This window comes from Vibrio sp. 10N.286.52.C3 (genome assembly GCF_041468865.1).
Taxonomy (GTDB): domain Bacteria; phylum Pseudomonadota; class Gammaproteobacteria; order Enterobacterales; family Vibrionaceae; genus Vibrio; species Vibrio crassostreae_C.
Genome location: NZ_JBFRJM010000076.1, coordinates 1 through 22,502, shown reverse-complemented (window position 1 = coordinate 22,502; position 22,502 = coordinate 1). Strand labels below are relative to the sequence as shown.

At 44.7% G+C, this 22,502-nt stretch carries 20 protein-coding genes and 2 tRNA genes; 20 read left to right on the top strand and 2 right to left on the bottom strand.

The window, feature by feature from the left end; genetic code table 11:
- Nucleotides 1-69: 69 nt before the first annotated feature.
- The 3 genes from AB4138_RS22050 (at nucleotide 70) to AB4138_RS22040 (ending at nucleotide 1,490) form a co-directional block, all read left to right on the top strand.
- Nucleotides 70-146, top strand: a tRNA-Met gene (locus AB4138_RS22050).
- Between the two features lie 55 nt (nucleotides 147-201).
- A tRNA-Leu gene (locus AB4138_RS22045) sits at nucleotides 202-286 on the top strand.
- Nucleotides 287-443: 157 nt separating this feature from the next.
- Entirely contained in the window at nucleotides 444-1,490 is a 1,047-nt protein-coding gene (locus AB4138_RS22040; protein WP_372307715.1) for a lactonase family protein, read from the top strand.
- A gap of 69 nt (nucleotides 1,491-1,559) precedes the next feature.
- Here the strand turns inward: AB4138_RS22040 and AB4138_RS22035 are convergent, their stop codons facing one another.
- Nucleotides 1,560-2,735: a 2-octaprenyl-3-methyl-6-methoxy-1,4-benzoquinol hydroxylase gene (locus AB4138_RS22035; protein ID WP_372307713.1), complete on the bottom strand. Its 1,176-nt coding sequence runs from the start codon at nucleotides 2,733-2,735 to the stop codon at nucleotides 1,560-1,562.
- A 315-nt stretch (nucleotides 2,736-3,050) separates the two neighbouring features.
- Here AB4138_RS22035 and miaB point away from each other — a divergent pair, with 315 nt between their 5' ends.
- The 5 genes from miaB to lnt all read left to right on the top strand — a co-directional run bounded on the left by miaB (nucleotide 3,051) and on the right by lnt (nucleotide 8,783).
- The gene (gene miaB, locus AB4138_RS22030) at nucleotides 3,051-4,475 is read left to right on the top strand and encodes a tRNA (N6-isopentenyl adenosine(37)-C2)-methylthiotransferase MiaB (RefSeq protein WP_372307710.1); all 1,425 of its coding nucleotides are present in this window, start codon (nucleotides 3,051-3,053) and stop codon (nucleotides 4,473-4,475) included.
- Nucleotides 4,476-4,638: 163 nt separating this feature from the next.
- Nucleotides 4,639-5,760 carry a PhoH family protein gene (locus tag AB4138_RS22025; protein ID WP_048663673.1) on the top strand — a complete coding sequence of 374 codons (1,122 nt, stop codon included), beginning with the start codon at nucleotides 4,639-4,641 and terminating at the stop codon, nucleotides 5,758-5,760.
- Nucleotides 5,761-6,222 carry an rRNA maturation RNase YbeY gene (gene ybeY, locus AB4138_RS22020; RefSeq protein ID WP_371721389.1) on the top strand — a complete coding sequence of 154 codons (462 nt, stop codon included), beginning with the start codon at nucleotides 5,761-5,763 and terminating at the stop codon, nucleotides 6,220-6,222.
- A gap of 120 nt (nucleotides 6,223-6,342) precedes the next feature.
- The gene (gene corC / locus AB4138_RS22015; protein ID WP_012603382.1) at nucleotides 6,343-7,233 is read left to right on the top strand and encodes a CNNM family magnesium/cobalt transport protein CorC; all 891 of its coding nucleotides are present in this window, start codon (nucleotides 6,343-6,345) and stop codon (nucleotides 7,231-7,233) included.
- Between the two features lie 32 nt (nucleotides 7,234-7,265).
- On the top strand, nucleotides 7,266-8,783 hold the full coding sequence (lnt, locus tag AB4138_RS22010; protein ID WP_065584440.1) for an apolipoprotein N-acyltransferase: 1,518 nt from the start codon (nucleotides 7,266-7,268) through the stop codon (nucleotides 8,781-8,783).
- A 90-nt stretch (nucleotides 8,784-8,873) separates the two neighbouring features.
- Here lnt and AB4138_RS22005 read toward each other — a convergent pair whose 3' ends face one another.
- Nucleotides 8,874-9,344: a zinc ribbon-containing protein gene (locus AB4138_RS22005; protein WP_017062329.1), complete on the bottom strand. Its 471-nt coding sequence runs from the start codon at nucleotides 9,342-9,344 to the stop codon at nucleotides 8,874-8,876.
- Nucleotides 9,345-9,607: 263 nt separating this feature from the next.
- Between AB4138_RS22005 and leuS the strand changes: the two genes are divergently transcribed.
- From leuS to lipA, 12 genes are all read left to right on the top strand, one after another.
- On the top strand, nucleotides 9,608-12,184 hold the full coding sequence (leuS, locus tag AB4138_RS22000; protein ID WP_372307707.1) for a leucine--tRNA ligase: 2,577 nt from the start codon (nucleotides 9,608-9,610) through the stop codon (nucleotides 12,182-12,184).
- Nucleotides 12,185-12,363: 179 nt separating this feature from the next.
- On the top strand, nucleotides 12,364-13,002 hold the full coding sequence (gene lptE / locus AB4138_RS21995) for an LPS assembly lipoprotein LptE (protein WP_017068504.1): 639 nt from the start codon (nucleotides 12,364-12,366) through the stop codon (nucleotides 13,000-13,002).
- Between the two features lie 12 nt (nucleotides 13,003-13,014).
- A complete protein-coding gene (gene holA / locus AB4138_RS21990) occupies nucleotides 13,015-14,040 on the top strand; it encodes a DNA polymerase III subunit delta (RefSeq protein WP_372307704.1) in 1,026 nt (341 codons plus the stop codon).
- Between the two features lie 66 nt (nucleotides 14,041-14,106).
- Nucleotides 14,107-14,424, top strand: coding sequence for a ribosome silencing factor (gene rsfS, locus AB4138_RS21985; protein ID WP_004735247.1), 318 nt, complete (start codon nucleotides 14,107-14,109; stop codon nucleotides 14,422-14,424).
- A gap of 3 nt (nucleotides 14,425-14,427) precedes the next feature.
- Entirely contained in the window at nucleotides 14,428-14,898 is a 471-nt protein-coding gene (gene rlmH, locus AB4138_RS21980) for a 23S rRNA (pseudouridine(1915)-N(3))-methyltransferase RlmH (RefSeq protein ID WP_017068506.1), read from the top strand.
- Nucleotides 14,899-14,904: 6 nt separating this feature from the next.
- Nucleotides 14,905-16,797 (top strand): penicillin-binding protein 2, encoded by a 1,893-nt coding sequence (gene mrdA, locus AB4138_RS21975; RefSeq protein ID WP_017068507.1) that lies wholly within the window; start codon nucleotides 14,905-14,907, stop codon nucleotides 16,795-16,797.
- A complete protein-coding gene (gene rodA, locus AB4138_RS21970) occupies nucleotides 16,797-17,918 on the top strand; it encodes a rod shape-determining protein RodA (protein WP_017062334.1) in 1,122 nt (373 codons plus the stop codon). Before mrdA ends, rodA begins: the two co-directional genes overlap by 1 nt.
- Nucleotides 17,919-17,921: 3 nt before the next feature.
- Nucleotides 17,922-18,761, top strand: coding sequence for a septal ring lytic transglycosylase RlpA family protein (locus tag AB4138_RS21965; RefSeq protein WP_136974115.1), 840 nt, complete (start codon nucleotides 17,922-17,924; stop codon nucleotides 18,759-18,761).
- Between the two features lie 93 nt (nucleotides 18,762-18,854).
- Nucleotides 18,855-20,036, top strand: a complete 1,182-nt coding sequence (locus AB4138_RS21960; RefSeq protein ID WP_017068508.1) for a serine hydrolase — start codon at nucleotides 18,855-18,857, stop codon at nucleotides 20,034-20,036.
- Nucleotides 20,037-20,268: 232 nt separating this feature from the next.
- Complete coding sequence (ybeD, locus tag AB4138_RS21955; RefSeq protein ID WP_026084358.1) at nucleotides 20,269-20,547, top strand: DUF493 family protein YbeD; 279 nt, start codon at nucleotides 20,269-20,271, stop codon at nucleotides 20,545-20,547.
- 195 nt (nucleotides 20,548-20,742) lie between these two features.
- The gene (lipB, locus tag AB4138_RS21950) at nucleotides 20,743-21,411 is read left to right on the top strand and encodes a lipoyl(octanoyl) transferase LipB (protein ID WP_372307701.1); all 669 of its coding nucleotides are present in this window, start codon (nucleotides 20,743-20,745) and stop codon (nucleotides 21,409-21,411) included.
- A complete protein-coding gene (lipA, locus tag AB4138_RS21945; RefSeq protein WP_017059920.1) occupies nucleotides 21,408-22,373 on the top strand; it encodes a lipoyl synthase in 966 nt (321 codons plus the stop codon). The genes lipB and lipA overlap by 4 nt, the downstream gene beginning before the upstream one ends.
- The last annotated feature ends 129 nt before the right edge of the window (nucleotides 22,374-22,502 follow it).

The window sequence follows — 22,502 nt, the reverse complement described above, 5'->3', positions numbered from 1 at the left end:
AGTCTCTCCGACCGCACCATTATTTCTCTTTAATTAGAGAACAAATAATGAATCTATTAGATTTATTATGGCTACTTAGCTCAGTTGGTTAGAGCACATCACTCATAATGATGGGGTCGCAGGTTCAAATCCCGCAGTAGCCACCACTTATACAATGTCTTATTGAAGCACCAATATTCGATATGACTACAAAGATTTGCTGCGGTCGTGGCGGAATTGGTAGACGCACCAGATTTAGGTTCTGGCGCCGAGAGGTGTGAGAGTTCAAGTCTCTCCGACCGCACCATTATTGAATGAAACCCAGCTTTTTAGCTGGGTTTTGTTTTATCTGGAATATGTAAATCTGATAACTTCGTCACCAAGTATTTCTCTCTATCTAATCACTTCATGACTTTTTTATAAGACAATGTCTGCTCCATTTTCTAATTGAGTATGACTTCCCTATGAAAAACCTCACTCTAACGATCGGTTGCTACACAGACACTCCCAGTAAAAGCCAAGGCGTATATCAGGCTCAATTAGACTTGGAAAGCGGAAAGCTATTACCTTTAGAGCTCGTTGCAGAGTGCACTAACCCGTCTTTTGTCGTAGCGACAAAACTTGGCATCTATACCGCGTCTGAAATTGATCAGCCAAAACAGCCGCAGCTGATTCATATTCCTAGCCCTAACTCAAAGACGGTTAAGAACTCCGGTACTATCGCTGGCGGTCACCCCTGTCACATCACGATAGATCCACACAATAAGTTTGCTATCACGTCGCAATACTCATCAAGCACATTCGATATTTTTAGCTTAAGTATCAATGGCAACATCGATAAGCGCCTCAAAACAATCAAGATGGTTGGTTCCGGGCCAAACAAAGAGAGACAAACTAGCCCGCACGCCCACCAATGTCTGTTCTTACAAAACTCGCCACAGTTTGTGACTGTCGATCTCGGCACCGATCGAATCAACTTCTATTGCTTCGATGAAGAACAGGAAGAGTTTCTAGACGGGCCTATGCAGTCTATTAAAGTGCCAGCTGGCAATGGACCTCGCCATTTAATCTTTAACAAAGCAGAAGACAGAGCCTATGTGATCTGCGAGCTCTCTGAATCAATACTTATGTTGGAAAAGGTTTTGGGTGTATGGAATATCGTAGAAGAAATTGATGCGCTTCCCAATATGGAGAAAGGAGAAGCTACGGCTGCGATAAAACTATCGCCGGATGAGCAATTCCTCTATGTATCTTGTCGACACCAATCAAGGATCAGTTGCTTCAGAATCGAGCCTACAACAAAAATGCCTATTTTTATTGATAGCTATAATACTGAAGGCAACTTCCCTCGCGATTTTCATATTACTGACTGCGGACGATGGGTTATCGCAGCAAACCAACACTCCAATAACATCACCTCATTCAAACGAAATAATGAGGATGGGTCTTTGGTTTATACAGGATACTCTTTAGAGATCGATGCACCGGTTTGCGTTACACAGCAGTTATAGCACTCAGCACCAAACAAAAAAGGAGAGCATCTGCTCTCCTTCTCTATATAGATAATCTGAACTAATAAATTAAAGGCCTAAGGCGTATTTCAATACTTGGGTTTTAATCGGCCCAGAGTTCTCTGCTAATTTTAGCGCAGCATTACGTGCAAACTTGAGCGGACCAATGTCGTTGCTGAATGTCTTGTAGAAAAAATCCATGCCACTCTGCATCATTAGGTTGTCGCCTCTTCTCATCACTTCATAACGTCTTGCTACAAACTCATTCAATTCACCCTGTTCTTTGGTGACATTCAACAGTACTGATACATCTTTGAAGCCTAAGTTAACACCTTGTCCAGCCAAAGGGTTGATAGTATGCGCAGAGTCCCCGACTAAAATACAGTTATTCTTCGAGTATGATTGAGCATGACGTCGTGTCAGAGGAAAAGAACCCGAATTCAAGACTTTGATATCACCTAACTCTTTAGGAAAGTGAGTAAGTACTTCGTTACGTAGTTTTTCAGGGGCCATTGCTGACAGTTGCTTAATACGCAGTGGAGAATCATACCAAACTAACGAGCCCAGCCCGACTTCTTGACCGTCAGAGGTTAGAGAACACAAAGGCAAAAATGAACGAGGGCCACTTGGTAGAAATTGCTGCCAAGTAATATCTTGCTGAGGTTGTTCTGTTTCTACATTGATAAGCATACAGTGTTGTCGATAATCCCAAGCCGTGATGCCAATTCCAGCTTGTTGGCGAACGGCTGAATTCGCACCATCAGCACCAACCACCCACTTCGCAGACAACTCAGCCCCTGATTGAAGCTTTACGATATTGATTTCACCAAACTCAATCACATCGAGCTTTTCTGGGCATAACAGTTCGAGATTGTCGTAGGCATCAAATTGAGACCATAAACCTAATTGAATGAGTCTGTTCTCAACGATATAGCCCAAACGAGGAAGGTCTAGTGAGGCAGCATCAAATCGAGTACGACACTCTGGGTGCTCCCACGTCTCTAAACGTTTATAAGAACACACTCGCATTGCTGCAATACTTTGCCATGCACCAAGATTTTCAAGCAAATCGACCGATGCTTGAGAAATCGCTGACACACGAATGTCCATCGCTTGCGATTCATCAAAAGCTTGTGGGGCAAAACCTTCGATCACCGCAACACTCAGACCTTGCTTTGCAAAACCGATTGCTGTTGCTGCGCCAACCATGCCGCCACCGACTACTACAATATCGTAACTGTTCATATTTCGTACTTATCAGTTTGATTCTTTGACTGTTTTTGATTGTACTTTTTCATAACTAACTTGTAACCAAAAACCTTATTCGAAAAAAGGGTTATCCCTTATGGCATATGGCATATGGCGTTAACGATAATAAAAACCACTACATAAGAGATTTGTTCAGACTACTAGTCAGTCGGTTTTGAAACCAGTACAATACGCCGCTTGCCGCTAGAGCCTGTCATAAAATTGAATACCGAATTATGACAAACGGGGCTAGCGGATGAATAATGGGCGATTTGCTCCCTTAAATTAAACTAACGATCGAGCGAACATATAATGAGTAAGAAACTGCTAATTAAAACTTGGGGCTGTCAGATGAATGAATATGATTCATCAAAAATGGCCGACCTGCTTAACGCTGCAAATGGCTATGAGCTAACTGAAGTACCTGAGGAAGCAGACGTACTACTATTGAATACTTGTTCTATCCGCGAAAAAGCGCAAGAAAAAGTATTCCACCAGCTTGGTCGTTGGAAAACGCTTAAAGATAAAAAAGAAGGTGTGGTGATCGGTGTGGGTGGCTGTGTAGCGACTCAAGAAGGTGATCACATTCGTCAACGTGCACCTTACGTAGACGTTATCTTTGGCCCACAAACATTACACCGTTTGCCAGAGATGATTAAATCATCACTGTCTAACGAAAAGCCAGTAATGGATATCTCTTTCCCAGAGATCGAAAAGTTCGATAACCTGCCAGAGCCAAAAGCTGAAGGCGCGACGGCGTTCGTTTCTATCATGGAAGGTTGTTCTAAATACTGTACTTACTGCGTTGTACCATACACACGTGGCGAAGAAGTTAGCCGTCCAATGGATGATGTACTTTTCGAAGTTGCTCAACTTGCAGAGCAAGGCGTACGTGAAGTTAACCTGCTAGGTCAAAACGTAAACGCATACCGCGGTCCAACACACGAAGGCGATATCTGTTCATTCGCAGAACTGCTTCGTCTTGTTGCTTCTATCGACGGTATCGACCGTATTCGTTTCACAACAAGCCACCCGCTTGAGTTTGGTGACGACATCATTGAAGTTTACAAAGACACACCAGAGCTAGTGAGCTTCCTTCACCTACCAGTACAAAGTGGTAGTGACCGTATTCTTACGATGATGAAGCGCCCACATACGGCTATCGAGTACAAATCTATTATCCGTAAACTGCGTAAAGCTCGCCCTGACATTCAAATCAGCTCTGACTTTATTGTTGGTTTCCCTGGTGAGTCTAAGCAAGACTTCCAAGATACAATGAATCTAATTAAAGACGTTGATTTCGATATGAGCTTCAGCTTTGTTTTCTCTCCTCGTCCGGGTACGCCAGCGGCAGATTACCCATGTGACGTACCAGCACAAGAGAAGAAAGATCGTCTATACGAACTGCAACAAACGGTAAACACACAAGCTATGCGCTTCTCTCGTCTAATGCTAGGCACAGAGCAACGTATCCTTGTTGAAGGTCCATCAAGAAAGAACCTAATGGAACTTCGCGGCCGTACAGAAAACAGCCGTGTTGTGAACTTCGAAGGTTCTGCAGACCTAATCGGCCAGTTCGTAGATGTGAAGATCACTGAGGTTTACACCAACTCACTACGTGGTGAGCTAGTTCGCACAGAAAAAGACATGGGTCTACGCGTTGTTATGACTCCAGCAGAAATGATGGAAAAAACAAAACGTGAAGACGAGCTAGGTGTAGCGACATTTACACCGTAGGCAATACAACTGTTTGAGCACAAAGCGCAAACACAAAGCTTGAAATTACCTAACTAAGTGACCATCTTAGAAATAGGGATATCACAATCAAAAGCCCGGTCTAAATCGGGCTTTTTGCTCTTTGTTTTATTTAAGAGCGAGTGGCACAAAATGAGAGGCTAATTTGAGCAATAAAATCGTTACCTTAGAGATAAATCTAGAGCCAGCCGACAACAAGCGCTTGGCTAGCTTATGCGGACCATTCGACGACAACATCAAACACCTTGAGCGTCGTCTTGGCGTTGAGATTAATTACCGAAGCAACTTCTTCACCATCGTTGGTAAGCCTCACACAGCAGCCGCTGCTTTAGACATCATCAAACACCTCTATGTTGAAACGGCTCCAGTTAAAGGCAACATAATCGATATCGAACCAGAGCAAGTGCATCTGGCGGTCACCGAATCTGGCATTTTGGAACAACACGTCGAGTCTGAAATCGACTACGGCAAAGAAGTGACCATTAAGACTAAAAAAGGCGTCATCAAACCTCGTACGCCAAACCAAGCACAGTACCTAATGAACATGGTCACCCATGACATCACCTTTGGTATTGGGCCAGCAGGTACAGGTAAAACCTATTTAGCCGTTGCAGCAGCAGTTGATGCACTTGAACGCCAAGAGGTTCGCCGGATCCTACTGACTCGCCCTGCTGTAGAAGCCGGTGAGAAGCTTGGGTTCCTACCGGGTGATTTAAGCCAGAAAGTCGACCCATATTTGCGCCCACTTTACGATGCACTGTTTGAGATGCTCGGTTTTGAACGTGTTGAAAAGCTAATTGAACGTAACGTGATTGAAGTCGCTCCACTGGCTTACATGCGTGGACGTACACTAAATGATGCATTTATCATTCTTGATGAGAGCCAAAACACCACGGTAGAACAGATGAAAATGTTCTTAACCCGTATCGGTTTTAATTCGCGTGCAGTTATCACAGGTGACATTACGCAAATCGATTTACCTCGTGGAGCGAAGTCTGGTCTTCGTCATGCAACTGAAGTGCTGAGTGAAGTGGATGACATCAGCTTTAATTTCTTCATGTCTGAAGATGTGGTTCGTCACCCTGTTGTTGCTCGTATCGTCAACGCCTACGAGAAATGGGAAGCGAAAGACCAGAAAGAGCGCAAAGAGTTTGAAAAGCGTAAACGTGAAGAGCGCGAAGCCAAACTTCTTGAGGCTCAGCAGGCAGTTACGACACAATTAGCAACACAAAATAGTTCTGTGATTACAGAACAAGGTGATAAATAGATGTCTATTGAACTAGACCTGCAAATAGCAGTCGAAAATGAGCAAGGTCTTCCAACTGAGCAAGATATTCAGCTTTGGTTGGACAAGACAATTCCTCAGTTTCAAGAGAACGCTGAGTTGACGGTTCGTATCGTTGATACACAAGAAAGCCACCAGCTCAATCATGAATATCGTGGCAAAGATAAGCCAACTAACGTGTTGTCTTTTCCATTCGAGGCTCCTCCAGGGATCGAGTTAGATCTACTGGGCGACCTCATTATCTGCCGCCAAGTTGTCGAAAAAGAAGCAGAAGAGCAAAGTAAGCCTCTGCTAGCACACTGGGCTCATATGGTTGTACATGGCAGTCTGCATCTGCTAGGTTATGATCATATCGAAGATGATGAAGCTGAAGAGATGGAGTCACTCGAGACAGAAATCATGCAATCTATGGGGTTTGAAGACCCTTACATTCTAGAAAAGTAAATTGATTCTAGTAAAGTAGGTTGCAGAGAAACAATAACTCATCGAACCTGTGATTTTCGCAGGAATCTGAGTTTTAACGTGTGCTATCACACTTCTGATAGCGTTATTTTTTGAGAAATCATGAACGAAGGTAACCCCCCCACTTCTGAGGGAAGTAAAAAATCTGAAGGTCCGAGTAGAAAGTCCTTCTTTGAACGCCTAGGCCAACTATTTCAAGGTGAAGTAAAAGATCGCCAAGAGCTCGTAGATGTAATCCGCGACTCAGAAATTAATGACCTAATTGACCACGACACACGCGACATGCTCGAGGGTGTTATGGAAATTTCAGAGATGCGAGTACGCGATATCATGCTGCCTCGCTCTCAAATGGTTACAGTTGAACGCACAGATGATCTAGATACATTGATTGCGCTCATTACTGATGCTCAACACTCTCGCTACCCAGTGATCAGTGAAGATAAAGACCATGTTGAAGGCATTCTATTAGCGAAGGACCTACTTAAGTATTTGGGTTCAGAAAGTGCTCCATTTGATATCGAACAAGTGATTCGCCCTGTCGTGGTTGTTCCTGAAAGTAAGCGAGTTGATCGCCTGCTTAAGGAGTTCCAAGAAGAGCGTTACCACATGTCTATCGTTGTCGATGAGTTTGGTGGAGTTTCTGGCCTGGTAACCATTGAAGATATCCTCGAAGAAATCGTTGGTGAAATTGAAGACGAGTTCGACGATGAAGAAGAGCTAGATATTCGTAAGCTGAGTAAGCATACCTTCTCTGTAAAAGCTTTAACCACTATTGAAGAGTTCAACGATACGTTTAACACTGCCTTTAGTGACGACGAAGTGGATACGGTAGGCGGCATGGTTATGACAGCACTCGGCCACCTGCCGGTTCGTGGCGAAATTGTAGAAATCGAAAACTACCATTTCAAAATAACATCAGCAGATAACCGTCGTGTGATTCAGCTACAGGTAACCATTCCTGACGAACAGCCTCTTCCGACTATCGAAGAATAACAACTTCTCTCTAAAGAGATGACAGAAATTAGATGACTAATACCTTTATTCATCGCCTATTACGGCCGCTTGCGGCCGTTTTTGTTGGCGCTATAACCACCCTTTCATTCGCTCCATACTCTATATGGCCTCTTGCTATTCTCAGCCCAGCTTTGTTGCTGTTACTGATCCACAACCGCTCTCCTAAAAGTGCGCTTTGGATTGGCTACGCATGGGGTTTAGGTCAATTCACCACAGGTATCAGCTGGGTATACGTCAGCATTGATGGTTTTGGCGGCATGCCACTGGCAGCCAACCTATTTTTGATGGCATTGCTTGTTGGCTACCTAGCCGTTTATTCAGGGCTATTTACCTGGGGTTTGAATAAATTCTTCCCTGCCAATAACCTAAGCCGCTTTTTCCTTGCAGCTCCTGCATTCTGGCTAGTCTGTGATTGGCTGCGTGGCTGGGTAATGACGGGCTTCCCTTGGCTTTGGTTAGGCTACAGCCAAATCGATTCGCCATTGGGTTCATTTGCACCGATTGGCGGCGTAGAGCTAGTAACTTTAGCGATCATTGTTTCAGCCTCTGCATTCACTTATGCGATTGTTAACCGGGCTTGGAGCATCGCTATCATTCCCGCTGTCGTATTTAGCGCAGGCTTTGGTATTCGCAACATCGACTGGGTCACGCCGAACCCTGAAAAAACCACGTCAGTCGTCTTGATACAAGGCAACGTCGATCAAGACAGTAAATGGCTACCGAGTCATCGCTGGCCAACCATGATGAAGTACACCGACCTAAGCAGAGAAAACTGGGGAGCGGATATCATCATCTGGCCTGAAGCGGCTATTCCAGCATTCGAAGTTGAGATCCCATCTTTCCTACGTAACTTGGATAGCGCAGCGAAGATGAACAACAGTTCGATCATTACCGGTGTGCTGAATCAGTCTGAAGATAAGAAATACTACAACAGTGTTCTTTCTCTCGGTGTGAATCCATACGGTGAGTACAGCTACGATCCAGACGAACGCTACCATAAACACCACCTGTTACCATTTGGTGAGTTTGTGCCGTTTGAAGATATCTTGCGTCCATTAGCACCTTTCTTTAACTTGCCAATGTCATCATTTAGCCGTGGCGACTTTGTTCAACCAAACATAGTGGCAAATGGTCGTCACTTAGCGCCGGCACTGTGTTATGAGATCATCTTTAATGATCAAGTTAGACAGAACGTAACCGACGAGACTGACTTTATTTTAACGCTCTCTAACGATGCGTGGTTTGGTCGTTCGATTGGCCCTCTGCAACATATGGAAATTGCACAGATGCGTGCTCTGGAGCTTGGTAAGCCGGTTATTCGCTCGACCAACAACGGTGTGACGGCAGTTACTGATTACAAAGGCAATATAATCAAGCAAGTGCCTCAGTTTGAAACGGCAGTGTTAAAAGCTGAACTCATTTCAACGGATGGTCAAACGCCTTATCACACAGTAGGTACTTGGCCACTGTATATCTGGGCGATGCTCAGCTTGGTGATTGGTTGGGTAATTAGAAAGCCAAAAAGCTAGATTCGACGAAAAGTGATTTGAGGGTTGACTGATCGGGTCAACCCTTTTTCATTGCTGTGGTTTTGCGTTGATACGCTATGGTTCAGAAGCTTACGGTTTAAGGGCTTTACGACTAAACCCTTTAGAACCACATTTAATGCATGGAATGATATTGGTTGGGTGGTTATATTCGGTTTGGTGACCACACTCGTCACATACTAAGGTTCCCAAGCCAATGACTTCACCCGCTTGATACAAGCCTTGGTGTTCTAAGTCTTGGAACAGTTCAACCCATTCCACCTTAGTACGATCAGTAATATCCAACAGCCCTTGCCAAATAGAGTCCGCAATCATCAAATAGAATGGACCGCTTTTACTCTCTTCATAGCTTTCGGAAAACTCTTTTAAGTCCGACTTCACGTAGGCAGAGATCAATGAAAGCTCATCTTTAGTCATATCATTAGCTGCTTTCGCAAACTTGCCCGACGTTTCGATTTTGTTGTTGAGCTCTTCAGGGCTATGCTTCAGCGTTTCAATCACCTCTTCGACGACTTCTTCATAGAGCGCTTTTTTCTTCGGCATAACAACCTCCTTAAGATAACCAACCTTTTAGTGAGCAAACGGATGCGCTGCAATGCACTCCCGCTTACAAACAAATGCAATTCATACTCTTAAGTATAGTTGCCCTGCGAAATTCAGTGAAAATTACACAATCTACTAAGCGGCAACTGCAAGTATGAAGGGTATAACTATTGTTGTACTCAGCTCCTTTAGGTATTCTATGACGATCTGTAAGATTCTGTTCTAACCGAACTCACAAATTCCAAGATAACCGGATACCATCGATGCAAGAACAATATAACCCGCAAGAGATTGAACAAAAGGTTCAACAACACTGGGATAACAGCGAGACTTTCGTTGTAAGTGAAGACCCAAACAAAGAAAAATTCTACTGTCTTTCTATGTTCCCTTACCCAAGTGGCCGACTGCACATGGGTCACGTGCGTAACTACACCATCGGTGATGTGGTATCTCGTTTCCAACGTCTACAAGGCAAAAACGTAATGCAGCCAATTGGTTGGGATGCATTCGGCCTACCTGCAGAAAACGCCGCTGTTAAAAACAATACAGCACCTGCACCATGGACTTACGAAAACATTGAGTACATGAAGAACCAGCTTAAGCTTCTAGGCTTTGGTTACGACTGGAACCGTGAATTCGCAACGTGTACTCCAGAGTACTACCGTTGGGAACAAGAGTTCTTCACTAAGCTTTACGAAAAAGGCCTGGTTTACAAGAAGACATCTTCAGTGAACTGGTGTCCAAACGACCAAACAGTACTGGCAAATGAGCAAGTAGAAGACGGTTGTTGCTGGCGTTGTGACACTCCAGTAGAGCAAAAGAAAATTCCACAGTGGTTTATTAAAATCACTGAGTACGCTCAAGAGCTACTAGACGATCTAGACAACCTTGAAGGTTGGCCTGAAATGGTTAAGACCATGCAGCGCAACTGGATCGGCCGCTCTGAAGGTGTTGAGCTATCTTTCGCTGTTAAGGGCGAAGAAGCACCATTAGAAGTGTACACAACACGTCCAGATACACTAATGGGTGTTTCTTACGTTGGTATCGCTGCAGGTCACCCTCTTGCAGAGAAAGCATCGAAGAACAACCCAGAGCTTGCTGCATTCGTTGAAGAGTGTCGTAACACTAAAGTTGCTGAAGCTGAACTCGCAACGATGGAAAAGAAAGGTATGGATACTGGCCTAACGGCTATCCACCCTCTTAACGGTCGTGTTGTTCCTGTATACGTAGCAAACTTCGTACTTATGGATTACGGCACAGGTGCGGTAATGGCGGTTCCTGCTCACGATCAACGTGACTACGAGTTCGCAACTAAGTACGGCATCGATATCATCCCAGTAATCAAACCTGAAGATGGTTCTGAACTAGACGTGTCTGAAGCGGCTTACACTGAAAAAGGTGTACTGTTTGATTCTGGTGAATTCGATGGTCTTGCGTTCCAAGAAGCATTCGATGCAATTGCTGCGAAGCTTGAAGCTGAAGGCAAAGGTAAGAAGACAGTAAACTTCCGTCTACGTGACTGGGGTGTATCTCGTCAACGTTACTGGGGCGCTCCAATCCCAATGGTAACCACTGAAGACGGTGAAGTTCACCCAGTACCAGCAGACCAACTGCCAGTCATTCTTCCTGAAGATGTAGTAATGGATGGCGTAACGAGCCCAATCAAGGCTGACAAGTCTTGGGCTGAAACAACATTCAACGGCGAACCCGCTCTACGTGAGACTGACACGTTCGATACGTTTATGGAGTCTTCTTGGTACTACGCACGTTACTGTTCACCGCAAGCAGACGACATTCTAGATCCAGAGAAAGCAAACTACTGGCTACCAGTTGACCAATACGTTGGTGGTATCGAGCACGCTTGTATGCACCTGCTTTACTCTCGTTTCTTCCATAAGCTTCTACGTGATGCTGGCTACGTGACGTCTGATGAACCGTTCAAGCAACTACTATGTCAAGGCATGGTTCTGGCTGACGCGTTCTATCACGAAAACGAAAAAGGCACCAAAGAGTGGATTGCACCGACTGACGTAACGGTTGAACGTGACGGTAAAGGCCGTATCGAAAAAGCAGTCGACGATCAAGGTCGTGAAGTTGAACACTCAGGCATGATCAAAATGTCTAAGTCTAAGAACAACGGTATCGACCCACAAGAGATGGTAGACAAGTACGGCGCTGATACAGTACGTCTATTCATGATGTTTGCATCACCTGCAGACATGACGCTTGAGTGGCAAGAGTCTGGCGTTGAAGGGGCTAACCGCTTCCTTAAACGTGTTTGGAAATTGGTTCACGCTCACTCTTCTAAGGGTGCTGCTGAATCTGTTGATGCTTCTGCGCTATCTGGCGACCAAAAAGCACTTCGTCGTGATATCCATAAAACTATCGCGAAAGTAACGGACGATATTGGCCGTCGCCAAACGTTCAACACGGCAATCGCTGCAATCATGGAACTGATGAACAAGCTGGCGAAAGCACCTCAAGAATCTGCACAAGACCGTGCAATCCTTGACGAAGCGCTAAAAGCTGTTGTTCGCATGCTTTACCCAATGACGCCACACATCTCTTACGAAATGTGGATTGCACTGGGTGAATCAAACGTAGACTCAGCAACATGGCCAACTTTCGATGAGAAAGCGCTAGTTGAAGACGAGAAAACTATCGTTGTTATGATCAACGGTAAGCTACGTGCGAAACTAACCGTTGCTGCTGATGCAACAGAAGAGCAAGTTCGTGAGCTTGGTCTAAACGATGAGAACGCTAAGAAGTTCCTAGATGGCTTAACTATCCGTAAAGTTATCTTCGTACCAGGTAAGCTTCTAAACATCGTTGCTAACTAATTTCGTTAGCACAATGCAATTGCTAAAGAATTAACGAACTTAATTCATCAAAAGCAGTCTGTAGACAGGGTAGCTAATTGCCCTGTCTACTTATTTAAGCGCTTTAGACTTGAGCCTAACCACTCAAACGAACTAAAGCCTTTAAATAAGTATTCTACCTTCATGAGAGCCATCAAATAATGCGCCTGATTTCACTATCTTCATTGAAAGTTACTGTTGTTGTTTTAACCGTCAGCCTATTAAGTGCGTGTGGTTTCCACCTACGTGGTGATTACTCCGTACCAGAAGAACTCAACAAGATCTCCGTAACCAGTTACGACCAATACAGTACGTTTACACGTATGATGAAAGGTCAACTGCGTATGAATGATGTAGAAATTGTGCCACCGGCTGAGAATACACCTAACCTGCATATTATTAGTGAGAGCGTAGGTGAGCGAACTCTGTCTCTATACCAAAACACTCGTGCAGCAGAGAAAGAACTGACATTCCGCGCTTCATACCGCGTAACTGTCCCGGATCTAGGCTCAAAGACGTTCTCAACCAGCGTAACCCGTAGTTACCTAGATAACCCGCTAACTGCACTTGCGAAGTCGGTTGAACGAGACATGATCGAAGATGAGATGCGTAAGTTGGCAACAAGCCAAATCCTTCGTCAGATGGCTCGACTAAAAGCGAACATTGCAGCTGATAGCATGGACCTAGATGCACTAGAGCACGTTCAAGTGAAAGAACTCGAAAAGCAATACAACATCAAGAATGTTGAGATCGTACCAGCTTCAGAAGAACAACCAACACTTAGCGATTCGGCTGAGTAATAGGTTTATTTGATGCGTATTTTTGCTGACCGCTTATCAGAGCAACTTATTAAACAGTTGAGTAATGTTTACCTAATTTTTGGTAACGAACCGCTACTGTTGCAAGAGAGCCGAGAAGCGATTCAAAAGGCTGCAAAACAGCAAGGCTTTGAAGAACGTCACCGCTTTGCGATTGATAGCAGTCTCGACTGGAATCAAGTCTACGACTGCACTCAAGCACTGAGCCTATTCTCTAGCCGTCAGGTCATCGAGCTTGAACTGCCAGAGTCAGGCGTCAGTGCCGCAATAGCGAAAGAGCTACTCGCAATCTCCGAGCATATCCACAGTGATATCTTGTTAATCTTGGTGGGCACTAAGCTCACCAAAGCTCAAGAAAGCGCTAAGTGGTTTAAGGCTCTTTCGAATCAGGGTCACTGGGTCAGTTGCCTAACGCCAGATGTCAGTCGGTTACCTCAGTTTGTCCAAGCGCGTTGCCGTCAAATCGGTTTAACGCCAGACCCTGAAGCGATTCAAATGCTGGCGCAATGGCATGAGGGTAATCTATTTGCTCTCACCCAAAGCCTAGAAAAACTGGCTCTCCAATACCCAGATGGAAAACTCACGTTAGTACGCTTAGAAGAATCGCTGAGTCGACACAACCATTTTACTCCATTCCATTGGAGTGATGCGTTATTGGCAGGCAAAGGTAACCGAGCACAACGAATCCTGCGTCAGCTAGAAGCTGAAGGTGTCGAACCCGTCATTTTATTACGTAGCATACAACGAGAGCTTGCTCTGCTATTACAAATGCAGCAACAAATGAAACAGATGCCGATTGGTCAGGTCTTCGAAAAACACCGTATCTGGCAATCTAAAAAGCCTCTTTATAACGCCGCGCTAACAAGAGTTTCGATTTCTCAATTACACTCTTTGTTCGCGTTGCTCACTCAAGCTGAATTGATGACAAAAACTCAATATGAGCAGTCGCCTTGGCCACTAATTCATCAGTTAAGCGTAGAGTTTTGTATCCCTTCAGCTTCAATACCATTCCACGCATAAAAGCGTGTTATATTCTAGGGTCAACAAGCCCTAAACAAAGCTAAATTCAGATTAAAGGAACACCCAGTGTTACGTGAAGAACTAAAAGATTTTCTTGCAGACAAAGCCGACGACATGAAAGCAGAATCGATTGTAACTATCGATGTAGAAGGCAAATCAAGCGTTACTGATTACATGATTGTTTGTACTGGCACCTCTAAACGCCATGTTGCCTCTATTGCACAGCATGTTGCTGATGAAGTGCGTAAAGCGGGTATGCAACCTCTAGGTATGGACGGTCAGCAAGAAGGTGAATGGGTTGTTCTAGATATGGGCACAAGCATGCTTCACGTTATGCAAGAAGAGCATCGTGAGCTGTACCAACTAGAAAAACTTTGGGGCTAAGCTTTGAAGATCCAGTTAATCGCAGTTGGCACAAAAATGCCAAAGTGGGTTGAAGAAGGGTTTCAAGAATACAAACGCCGCTTCCCTCACGATATGCCATTAGAGCTCATTGAAATTACTGCAGGAAAGCGCGGTAAAAATGCAGATATTGCACGCATTCTTCAAAAAGAAGGTGAAGCGATGCTGGCTGCAGTTCCAAAAGGCAACCGTATTGTCACGCTCGATATCCCAGGTAGAAAGTGGGATACACCTCAACTTGCTGAGCAATTAGAAAGTTGGAAGCTGGATGGACGTGACGTATCTATCCTAATTGGCGGGCCTGAAGGATTAGCACCTGCATGTAAAGCGGCCGCAGACCAAAGTTGGTCTCTGTCTGCGCTTACTCTCCCTCACCCATTAGTACGCGTTATCATGGCTGAAAGCTTGTATCGAGCTTGGAGCATCACTGCTAACCACCCTTATCATCGAGAATAAGCGTTAATGTTACGTAAACGTAGCCAAATCCGCGATTACAAAGCAGAAGCACGACTATTTACTAGCCGTGCTTTTGTTGCGTTTGCGGGGATCATAGTCATGATGTCGATGTTGGTTGTTAACCTGTACAACATTCAGGTCAATCAATACCAAGACTATAAAACTCGTTCTAACGACAACCGTATCAAGGTCGTTCCGATCGCCCCTAACCGTGGTTTGATTTACGATCGCAACGGTATACTTCTTGCCGAAAACCGTCCTGTTTTCAATCTAGAAATCATACCCGAAAAAATTAAAGATATGGATGACACGCTTGCTCGTCTGCAAGCATTAATTGAGATCCCGCCAGAGCGTATCGAGCGCTTTAATCGTGATCGTCGTAATTCACGACGCTTTAAATCAGTACCTATTCTTAATCAACTGTCTGAAGAACAAGTTGCCGTCTTCTCTGTAAACCAACACAAATTCCCAGGTGTTGAAGTTACGGGAACTTTGAAGCGTTTCTACCCTTACGGTGATGTGCTCACTCACGTAATAGGCTATGTATCGCGCATCAATGACCGTGATATGCAGCGCTTGATGCGAGAAGAAAAAGACGCCAATTACCAAGCTACACGTGATATCGGTAAGTTGGGTATTGAGCGTTATTACGAAGATATGTTGCACGGTACAGCTGGCTACCAAGAAGTCGAAGTTAACAGTCGTGGACGAGTGATTCGTACCCTCAAATTTGTCCCTTCGGTTCCAGGCAAAGATATCGTACTTAACTTAGATATCAAGCTACAGCTATACGTACATAAGTTACTTGATGGCCGCCGTGGTTCAGCTATCGTTCTCGATCCGAAAGACAATGGCGTGTTAGCCATGGTATCGAGCCCAAGCTACGACCCAAACGCATTCGTGCATGGTATCTCGTCTAAAGGCTATAACGCGCTACTTCAAGACAAAAACCGCCCTTTGGTTAACCGTGCCACGCTAGGGATTTACCCACCAGCATCGACGATCAAACCCTTCATTGCTGTTGCTGCTCTGCAAGAAGGTGTTATTACACCTAATACAACGCGTAATGACCCAGGTTATTGGAAGATCCCTAATTCAAAAACAAGACCATTCCGTGACTGGTTGCGTTGGGGACACGGGGTCGTTGATATAGAGAAAGCGATTGAAGAGTCGGTGGATACCTTCTTTTACCAAATTGCTTATGATCTCGGCATTGATCGCATATCCAAATGGATGATGATGTTCGGCTTTGGTGATTATACTGGCATCGATATCTACGAAGAAAGCAAAGCCAATATGCCAACTCGTGATTGGAAGATGGCCAGACACCGTGTGCCTTGGTATCAAGGTGATACTATTCCAGTTGGTATTGGACAGGGCTACTGGACTGCAACACCCATGCAGATTGCAAAAGCCACATCAGTTTTGGTCAATGAAGGTGAAGTAACCGCACCTCACCTACTTCGTTCAACCATTGATAACGGTCGTCCATTCGATGAACAAATCATGTCGGACATTGAAACTTACCCACCGCTAACCGGGGTTAAGAAGAAGTATTGGGATATCGCTCAGGAAGGTATGAGGCTGGCTAACCACGGTAAAAAAGGCACGGCAAGACGTTCATTCCAGAAAATGTCTTACCAAACCGCTGGTAAATCGGGTACCGCGCAGGTATTCGGCTTAAAAGAAGATGAAGAGTACAACGCGGATGAAATCGCAGAGCACTTACGCGATCACGCCCTCTTTACGGGTTACGCGCCTTTTGAAGATCCTGAAGCCGTCGTGACTATCGTTCTAGAGAACGCAGGTGGCGGTTCTTCTAACGGCGGCCCAGTAGTAAGAAGGATTTTAGACCATATTATCCTTGCAGAAGATTATCAAAGTGAGCCAATTAAATAATGAAACTTGATCCTTCAACTGGACGAAATAGAGCCCTATTCGAAAGGCTGCATATCGACCTGCCGCTATTGCTCGGCATTCTGGTTTTAATGGGCTTTGCCCTACTGATCATGTACAGCGCAAGCGGACAAAGCCTTGCGATGATGGATCGCCAGGCGATGCGCATGGCTCTGTCTTTAGGTGTGATGATCTTCCTAGCGCAAATCTCACCTCGCACTTATGAAACCTTGGCACCACTGCTATTTGTAGGTGGTGTCATCTTGCTATTGGGCGTGTTGTTCTTTGGTGAAGCCTCTAAAGGCGCCCAGCGTTGGTTAAACTTCGGCTTTGTTCGATTCCAACCGTCAGAGCTATTAAAGCTCGCGGTGCCTTTGATGCTGGCGCGATTTATCGGTAAGCGCTCACTTCCACCAACATTCCAAACATTAGCGATCTCGCTAGTGATGGTGTTTGTACCGACGATTCTAATCGCAAAGCAGCCTGACCTAGGTACATCTATCCTTATCGCCGCATCAGGTATCTTCGTGATATTCCTGGCAGGTATCAGTTGGAAAATCATTGCTAGCGCCGCAATCGCGTTAGGGGCATTTATTCCAATCTTATGGTTCTTCTTGATGCGTGAATATCAAAAGGTACGTGTAAGAACCCTCTTTGATCCTGAATCAGATCCATTAGGTGCGGGTTACCACATCATTCAAAGTAAGATTGCGATAGGTTCGGGTGGTATATCAGGAAAAGGTTGGTTGCAAGGCACTCAATCTCAACTAGAGTTCATCCCAGAGCGTCATACTGACTTCATTTTTGCGGTCATCGCCGAAGAATGGGGCATGATCGGTATCTTGTTCTTGCTTGCGATCTACCTGTTTATTATTGGACGTGGCTTAGTGCTTGCGAGCCAAGCTCAAACCGCATTCGGTCGAATGATGGGCGGCAGTATTGTACTGAGCTTCTTCGTTTATATTTTTGTAAACATTGGCATGGTAAGTGGCATTCTACCTGTGGTTGGTGTTCCTCTTCCTTTAGTCAGTTATGGTGGTACTTCAATGGTTACCCTTATGGCTGGTTTTGGTATTTTAATGTCGATCCATACACACAGAAAAGCATTCTCAAAGGCGACCTAATCGATGTCTATTACAACGTTTCCAAAAAAAGCATCCTTGGTTGATGAGCTGCCAATCAAAAAAATAGCCTCTATCTTAGGGCTAGCGATTTTAATCAATGGTTGTTCTTCAAAGCAGCCAACAGGCCGCTACGATATTGATTCAGATATTGCACCAGACGCACCTATCTCAGTAGAGCATCTCGAGGATGCTCACCCTCAGTATGAACCTTATAGTTTAGGTGGTAACACGGATTACACTTTACGTGGCGAAGACTACAAGATCGTAAAGAAGACCGAAGGGTTTACTGAGAAAGGCAAAGCCTCTTGGTACGGTAAGAAATTTCATGGTCACTTAACGTCTAACGGCGAGATCTATGACATGTATTCGATGTCTGCGGCGCACAAAACATTGCCAATTCCAAGCTATGTAAAAGTGACGAATACCGACAATAACAAAACGACGATTGTTCGTATCAATGACCGCGGCCCATTCCATGAAGGCCGAATCATTGACCTTAGTTATGCGGCAGCTTACAAGCTCGATGTGTTGAGAACCGGCACGGCAAATGTTGAGATTGAAGTCATTACTGTGGCTATGCCAACCGACGCAAATAAAAAGGCTGCTTTACCGCAATTTATTATTCAAGTCGCAACATCTCCACATGAAGATAGAACAGAGAAGTTAGCGAAAGATCTAGCCGAAAAGCTAGAAGTAGCAACGTTCTTGCAGCCAAATGATGACAACTACCGTCTGATGATTGGGCCATTTCATGACTATGCTCTGACTCAAGAGAAATTAGAACAAGTTAAGCTAATGGGTTACCCGTCAGCTTATATAAAAAAACACACCCTAACTCGCTAATTAATCTAACAGTTACTTCTGGTAATCAGCGCTCTGGTGTGACAGAGTGATTCTGTTAATATATGAATAGTTCACCAAATAATTGCATTCAAAATGATTAAATCTAATAAACTTGTTAAATCGATTTTTGCTACTTCTGTTGCTCTTTCTGCAACGATAGCTACATCGTCATTCGCCGCTCCTATTGTTGTTCCTGATGCTCCTCAAATCGCCGCTAAAGGTTTTGTTCTGATGGATTACCATTCAGGCAAAGTACTAGCAGAGAAAGAGATGAATACTCAGCTTTCTCCAGCAAGTTTAACCAAGATGATGACGAGCTACGTGATCGGCCAAGAGCTCGACCGTGGCAACATCAACCTAAACGACGATGTTGTAATCAGTGAAAATGCTTGGGCTAAAAACTTCCCAGATTCATCTAAGATGTTCGTTGAAGTGGGCACTACGGTTAAAGTTGAAGAATTAAACCGCGGTATCATCATTCAATCAGGTAACGACGCATGTGTTGCTATGGCTGAACACATCGCTGGCTCTGAAGATGCATTCGTTGACCTAATGAACGCTTGGGCAAGCTCTATCGGCATGAAAGACACGCACTTTGCTAACGTGCACGGTCTAGACAACCCGAACCTATACTCAACGCCTTACGATATGGCGCTACTTGGTCAGGCGCTGATTCGCGACGTACCAGACGAGTACCGTATCTACTCAGAGAAGAAATTCACATACAACGGCATCACCCAATACAACCGTAACGGTCTGTTATGGGATAAGAGCATGAACGTTGATGGCATCAAAACGGGCCACACAAGCAATGCAGGTTACAGCCTAGTAAGCTCAGCGACAGAAGGCAAAATGCGCCTAGTGGCTGTAGTTATGGGCACCAAGAATGCGAATGCTCGTAAAACAGAAAGCAAAAAACTGCTTAGCTACGGCTTCCGCTTCTTTGAAACAGTGGCACCACACACAGCCGGTGAAACCTTCGTAGAAGAGAAGATCTGGATGGGTAGCAAGGACACAGTTGCACTGGGTGTCGACGAAGATACTTTCGTAACGCTACCTCGTGGTCAAGCTAAGAACCTGAAGGCAAGCTTCGTTCTTGAGAAAGAGCTAGAAGCGCCAATCAGCAAAGGCGATGTAGTTGGTAAACTATTCTACCAAGTAGACGGTGAAGACGTTGCTGAATACCCACTACTAGCACTTGAAGATGTAGACCAAGGCAGCCTATTCAGCCGTCTATGGGACTACCTAGTTCTTCTGTTCAAGGGTTTATTCTAAACAAGCAAAAGGTTTGTTCTAGGTAAAACCCAAGCTTGTTGTATAGCTAACCTAATGAGTAAGTTCATGATTTACTCATTAGCGAACCAAAAGCCGCCATGTGCGGCTTTTGTTGATCTTGAGTTCGGTGATATTTACACGTAATATTCCGCCTTATTACTCGTGTCTGTTGACCGAACACGCTTTTTATCGACATTTCGCCAATTTGCGAGAGTCTAGCCTTTTGGAGCTAATCATGAACATCAATTCTGATGCAAAACTAAAAGACCTCTTAGAGTTCCCTTGTTCATTCACTTACAAAGTAATGGGCCACGCTAAGCCAGAACTGACTGAGCTAGTACTAGAAGTGATCCAGCGTCATGCTCCTGGTGACTACAGCCCAACGCTAAAACCAAGTGCGAAAGGTAACTACCACTCTGTTTCTATCAATATTACTGCGACTTCAATTGAGCAAGTAGAAACTCTTTATAAAGAACTGGGCGAGATCGAAATCGTTCGTATGGTTCTGTAATCTCCGATTACACATGAAAAACAGCGGCTTATTGCCGCTGTTTTTGTTTAAAGCGCCCTATCTAGCTCAAATTCATTCAACTTAATTTTCAATAAATACAAAGAAAGTTGAAAAACCTTGCAGTCCGTCTGTAGTTAGAATCATGTTTAGCGTTTATAATGCGTTCACTTTATTAATCCTTGAGGGAGTGCAGCTTTGCAAAATAAGCTAATCGTAAAAAAATTAGGCCGTCAGGATTACGAACCTGTATGGAAAGCCATGCATAAGTTCACAGACGAACGCACGGAAGAAGACCTAGACCAAGTTTGGTTGGTTGAACACAACCCTGTCTTCACTCAAGGACAAGCAGGCAAAGCTGAGCATGTATTAAATGCCGGTGATATCCCTGTAATACAAAGCGATCGCGGTGGCCAAGTGACTTACCACGGCCCAGGCCAATTAGTGGCTTACTTTCTGATTAACATCCGCCGCAAGAAATTCGGAGTGCGTGATTTGGTGACTCATATCGAGAACCTAGTAATCAATACTCTGAAAGCTTACAATATAGATTCAGCTGCCCGACCTGACGCTCCTGGTGTTTATGTCGATGGCAAGAAAATCTGTTCACTCGGATTACGTATTCGACGTGGCTGCTCGTTCCACGGGCTAGCACTCAACGTCGATATGGACCTGTCTCCATTCCTACGTATTAACCCATGTGGTTACCAAGGTATGGAAATGGCGCAGGTAAGCCAACTCGGCGGACCAAGTGAACTAGAAAACGTTGAGCAACAGTTAATACAAGAGCTCGTAGAGCTACTCGGCTATGACCAAGTAGACATTCAAGCCACCAGTAACATTACAGCAGTAAGCATAAAATCATGAGCAAACCAATCCAAATGGAAAAAGGCGTTAAATATCGTGACGCTGACAAAATGGCATTAATTCCCGTAAAGAATATGCCTGCTGAACAGAAAGAAGTTCTACGTAAGCCTGAATGGATGAAGATTAAACTTCCTTCAGACAGTCATCGTATTCAAGAAATCAAATCAGCAATGCGTAAAAACAACCTGCACTCAGTTTGTGAAGAAGCGTCTTGCCCTAACCTAGCCGAGTGTTTCAACCACGGTACGGCAACGTTTATGATTCTTGGCGCTATCTGTACTCGTCGCTGCCCGTTCTGTGATGTTGCCCATGGTCGTCCTGTTGCTCCTGAAGCTGAAGAGCCGAAGAAACTGGCTAAGACGATTAAAGACATGAAACTGAAGTACGTTGTAATCACTTCAGTTGACCGTGATGACTTGCGTGACGGCGGTGCTCAGCACTTTGCTGACTGTAACCGTGAGATTCGCGAACTAAACCCAAATATTCGTATCGAAACACTGGTTCCAGACTTCCGCGGTCGTATGGACGTTGCACTTGATCTAATGAAAGACAACCCGCCAGATGTTTTCAACCACAACCTAGAGACAGCGCCACGTCTATACCGTAAAGCGCGTCCAGGTGCGAACTACAAGTGGTCTCTTGATCTACTGAAGAAATTCAAAGAGCAGCACCCTGATATCCCAACAAAATCAGGTGTGATGATGGGTCTTGGTGAGACAAAAGAAGAGATCGTTCAAGTACTGAAAGACCTTCGCGAACATGGTGTGACTATGCTGACACTAGGCCAATACCTAGCACCAAGCCGTCACCACTTACCAGTAGAACGCTACGTGCCGCCTTCTGAGTTCGATGAGCTGAAAGAGATTGCTCTAGAGCTAGGCTTTACTCACGCAGCGTGTGGCCCGTTTGTACGTTCTTCTTACCATGCGGACTTGCAAGCTCAAGGTATGGAAATTAAGTAATCACGATTGCTTAACGAACAATGCAAGGCGCTGAATATTATGTTCAGCGCCTTTTTTCTATCTTGTTCGTGCCGCTATAGCTTTATATTTCGTGCCACTAAGCTTTATATAAATCGAGTAGGAGGAGGC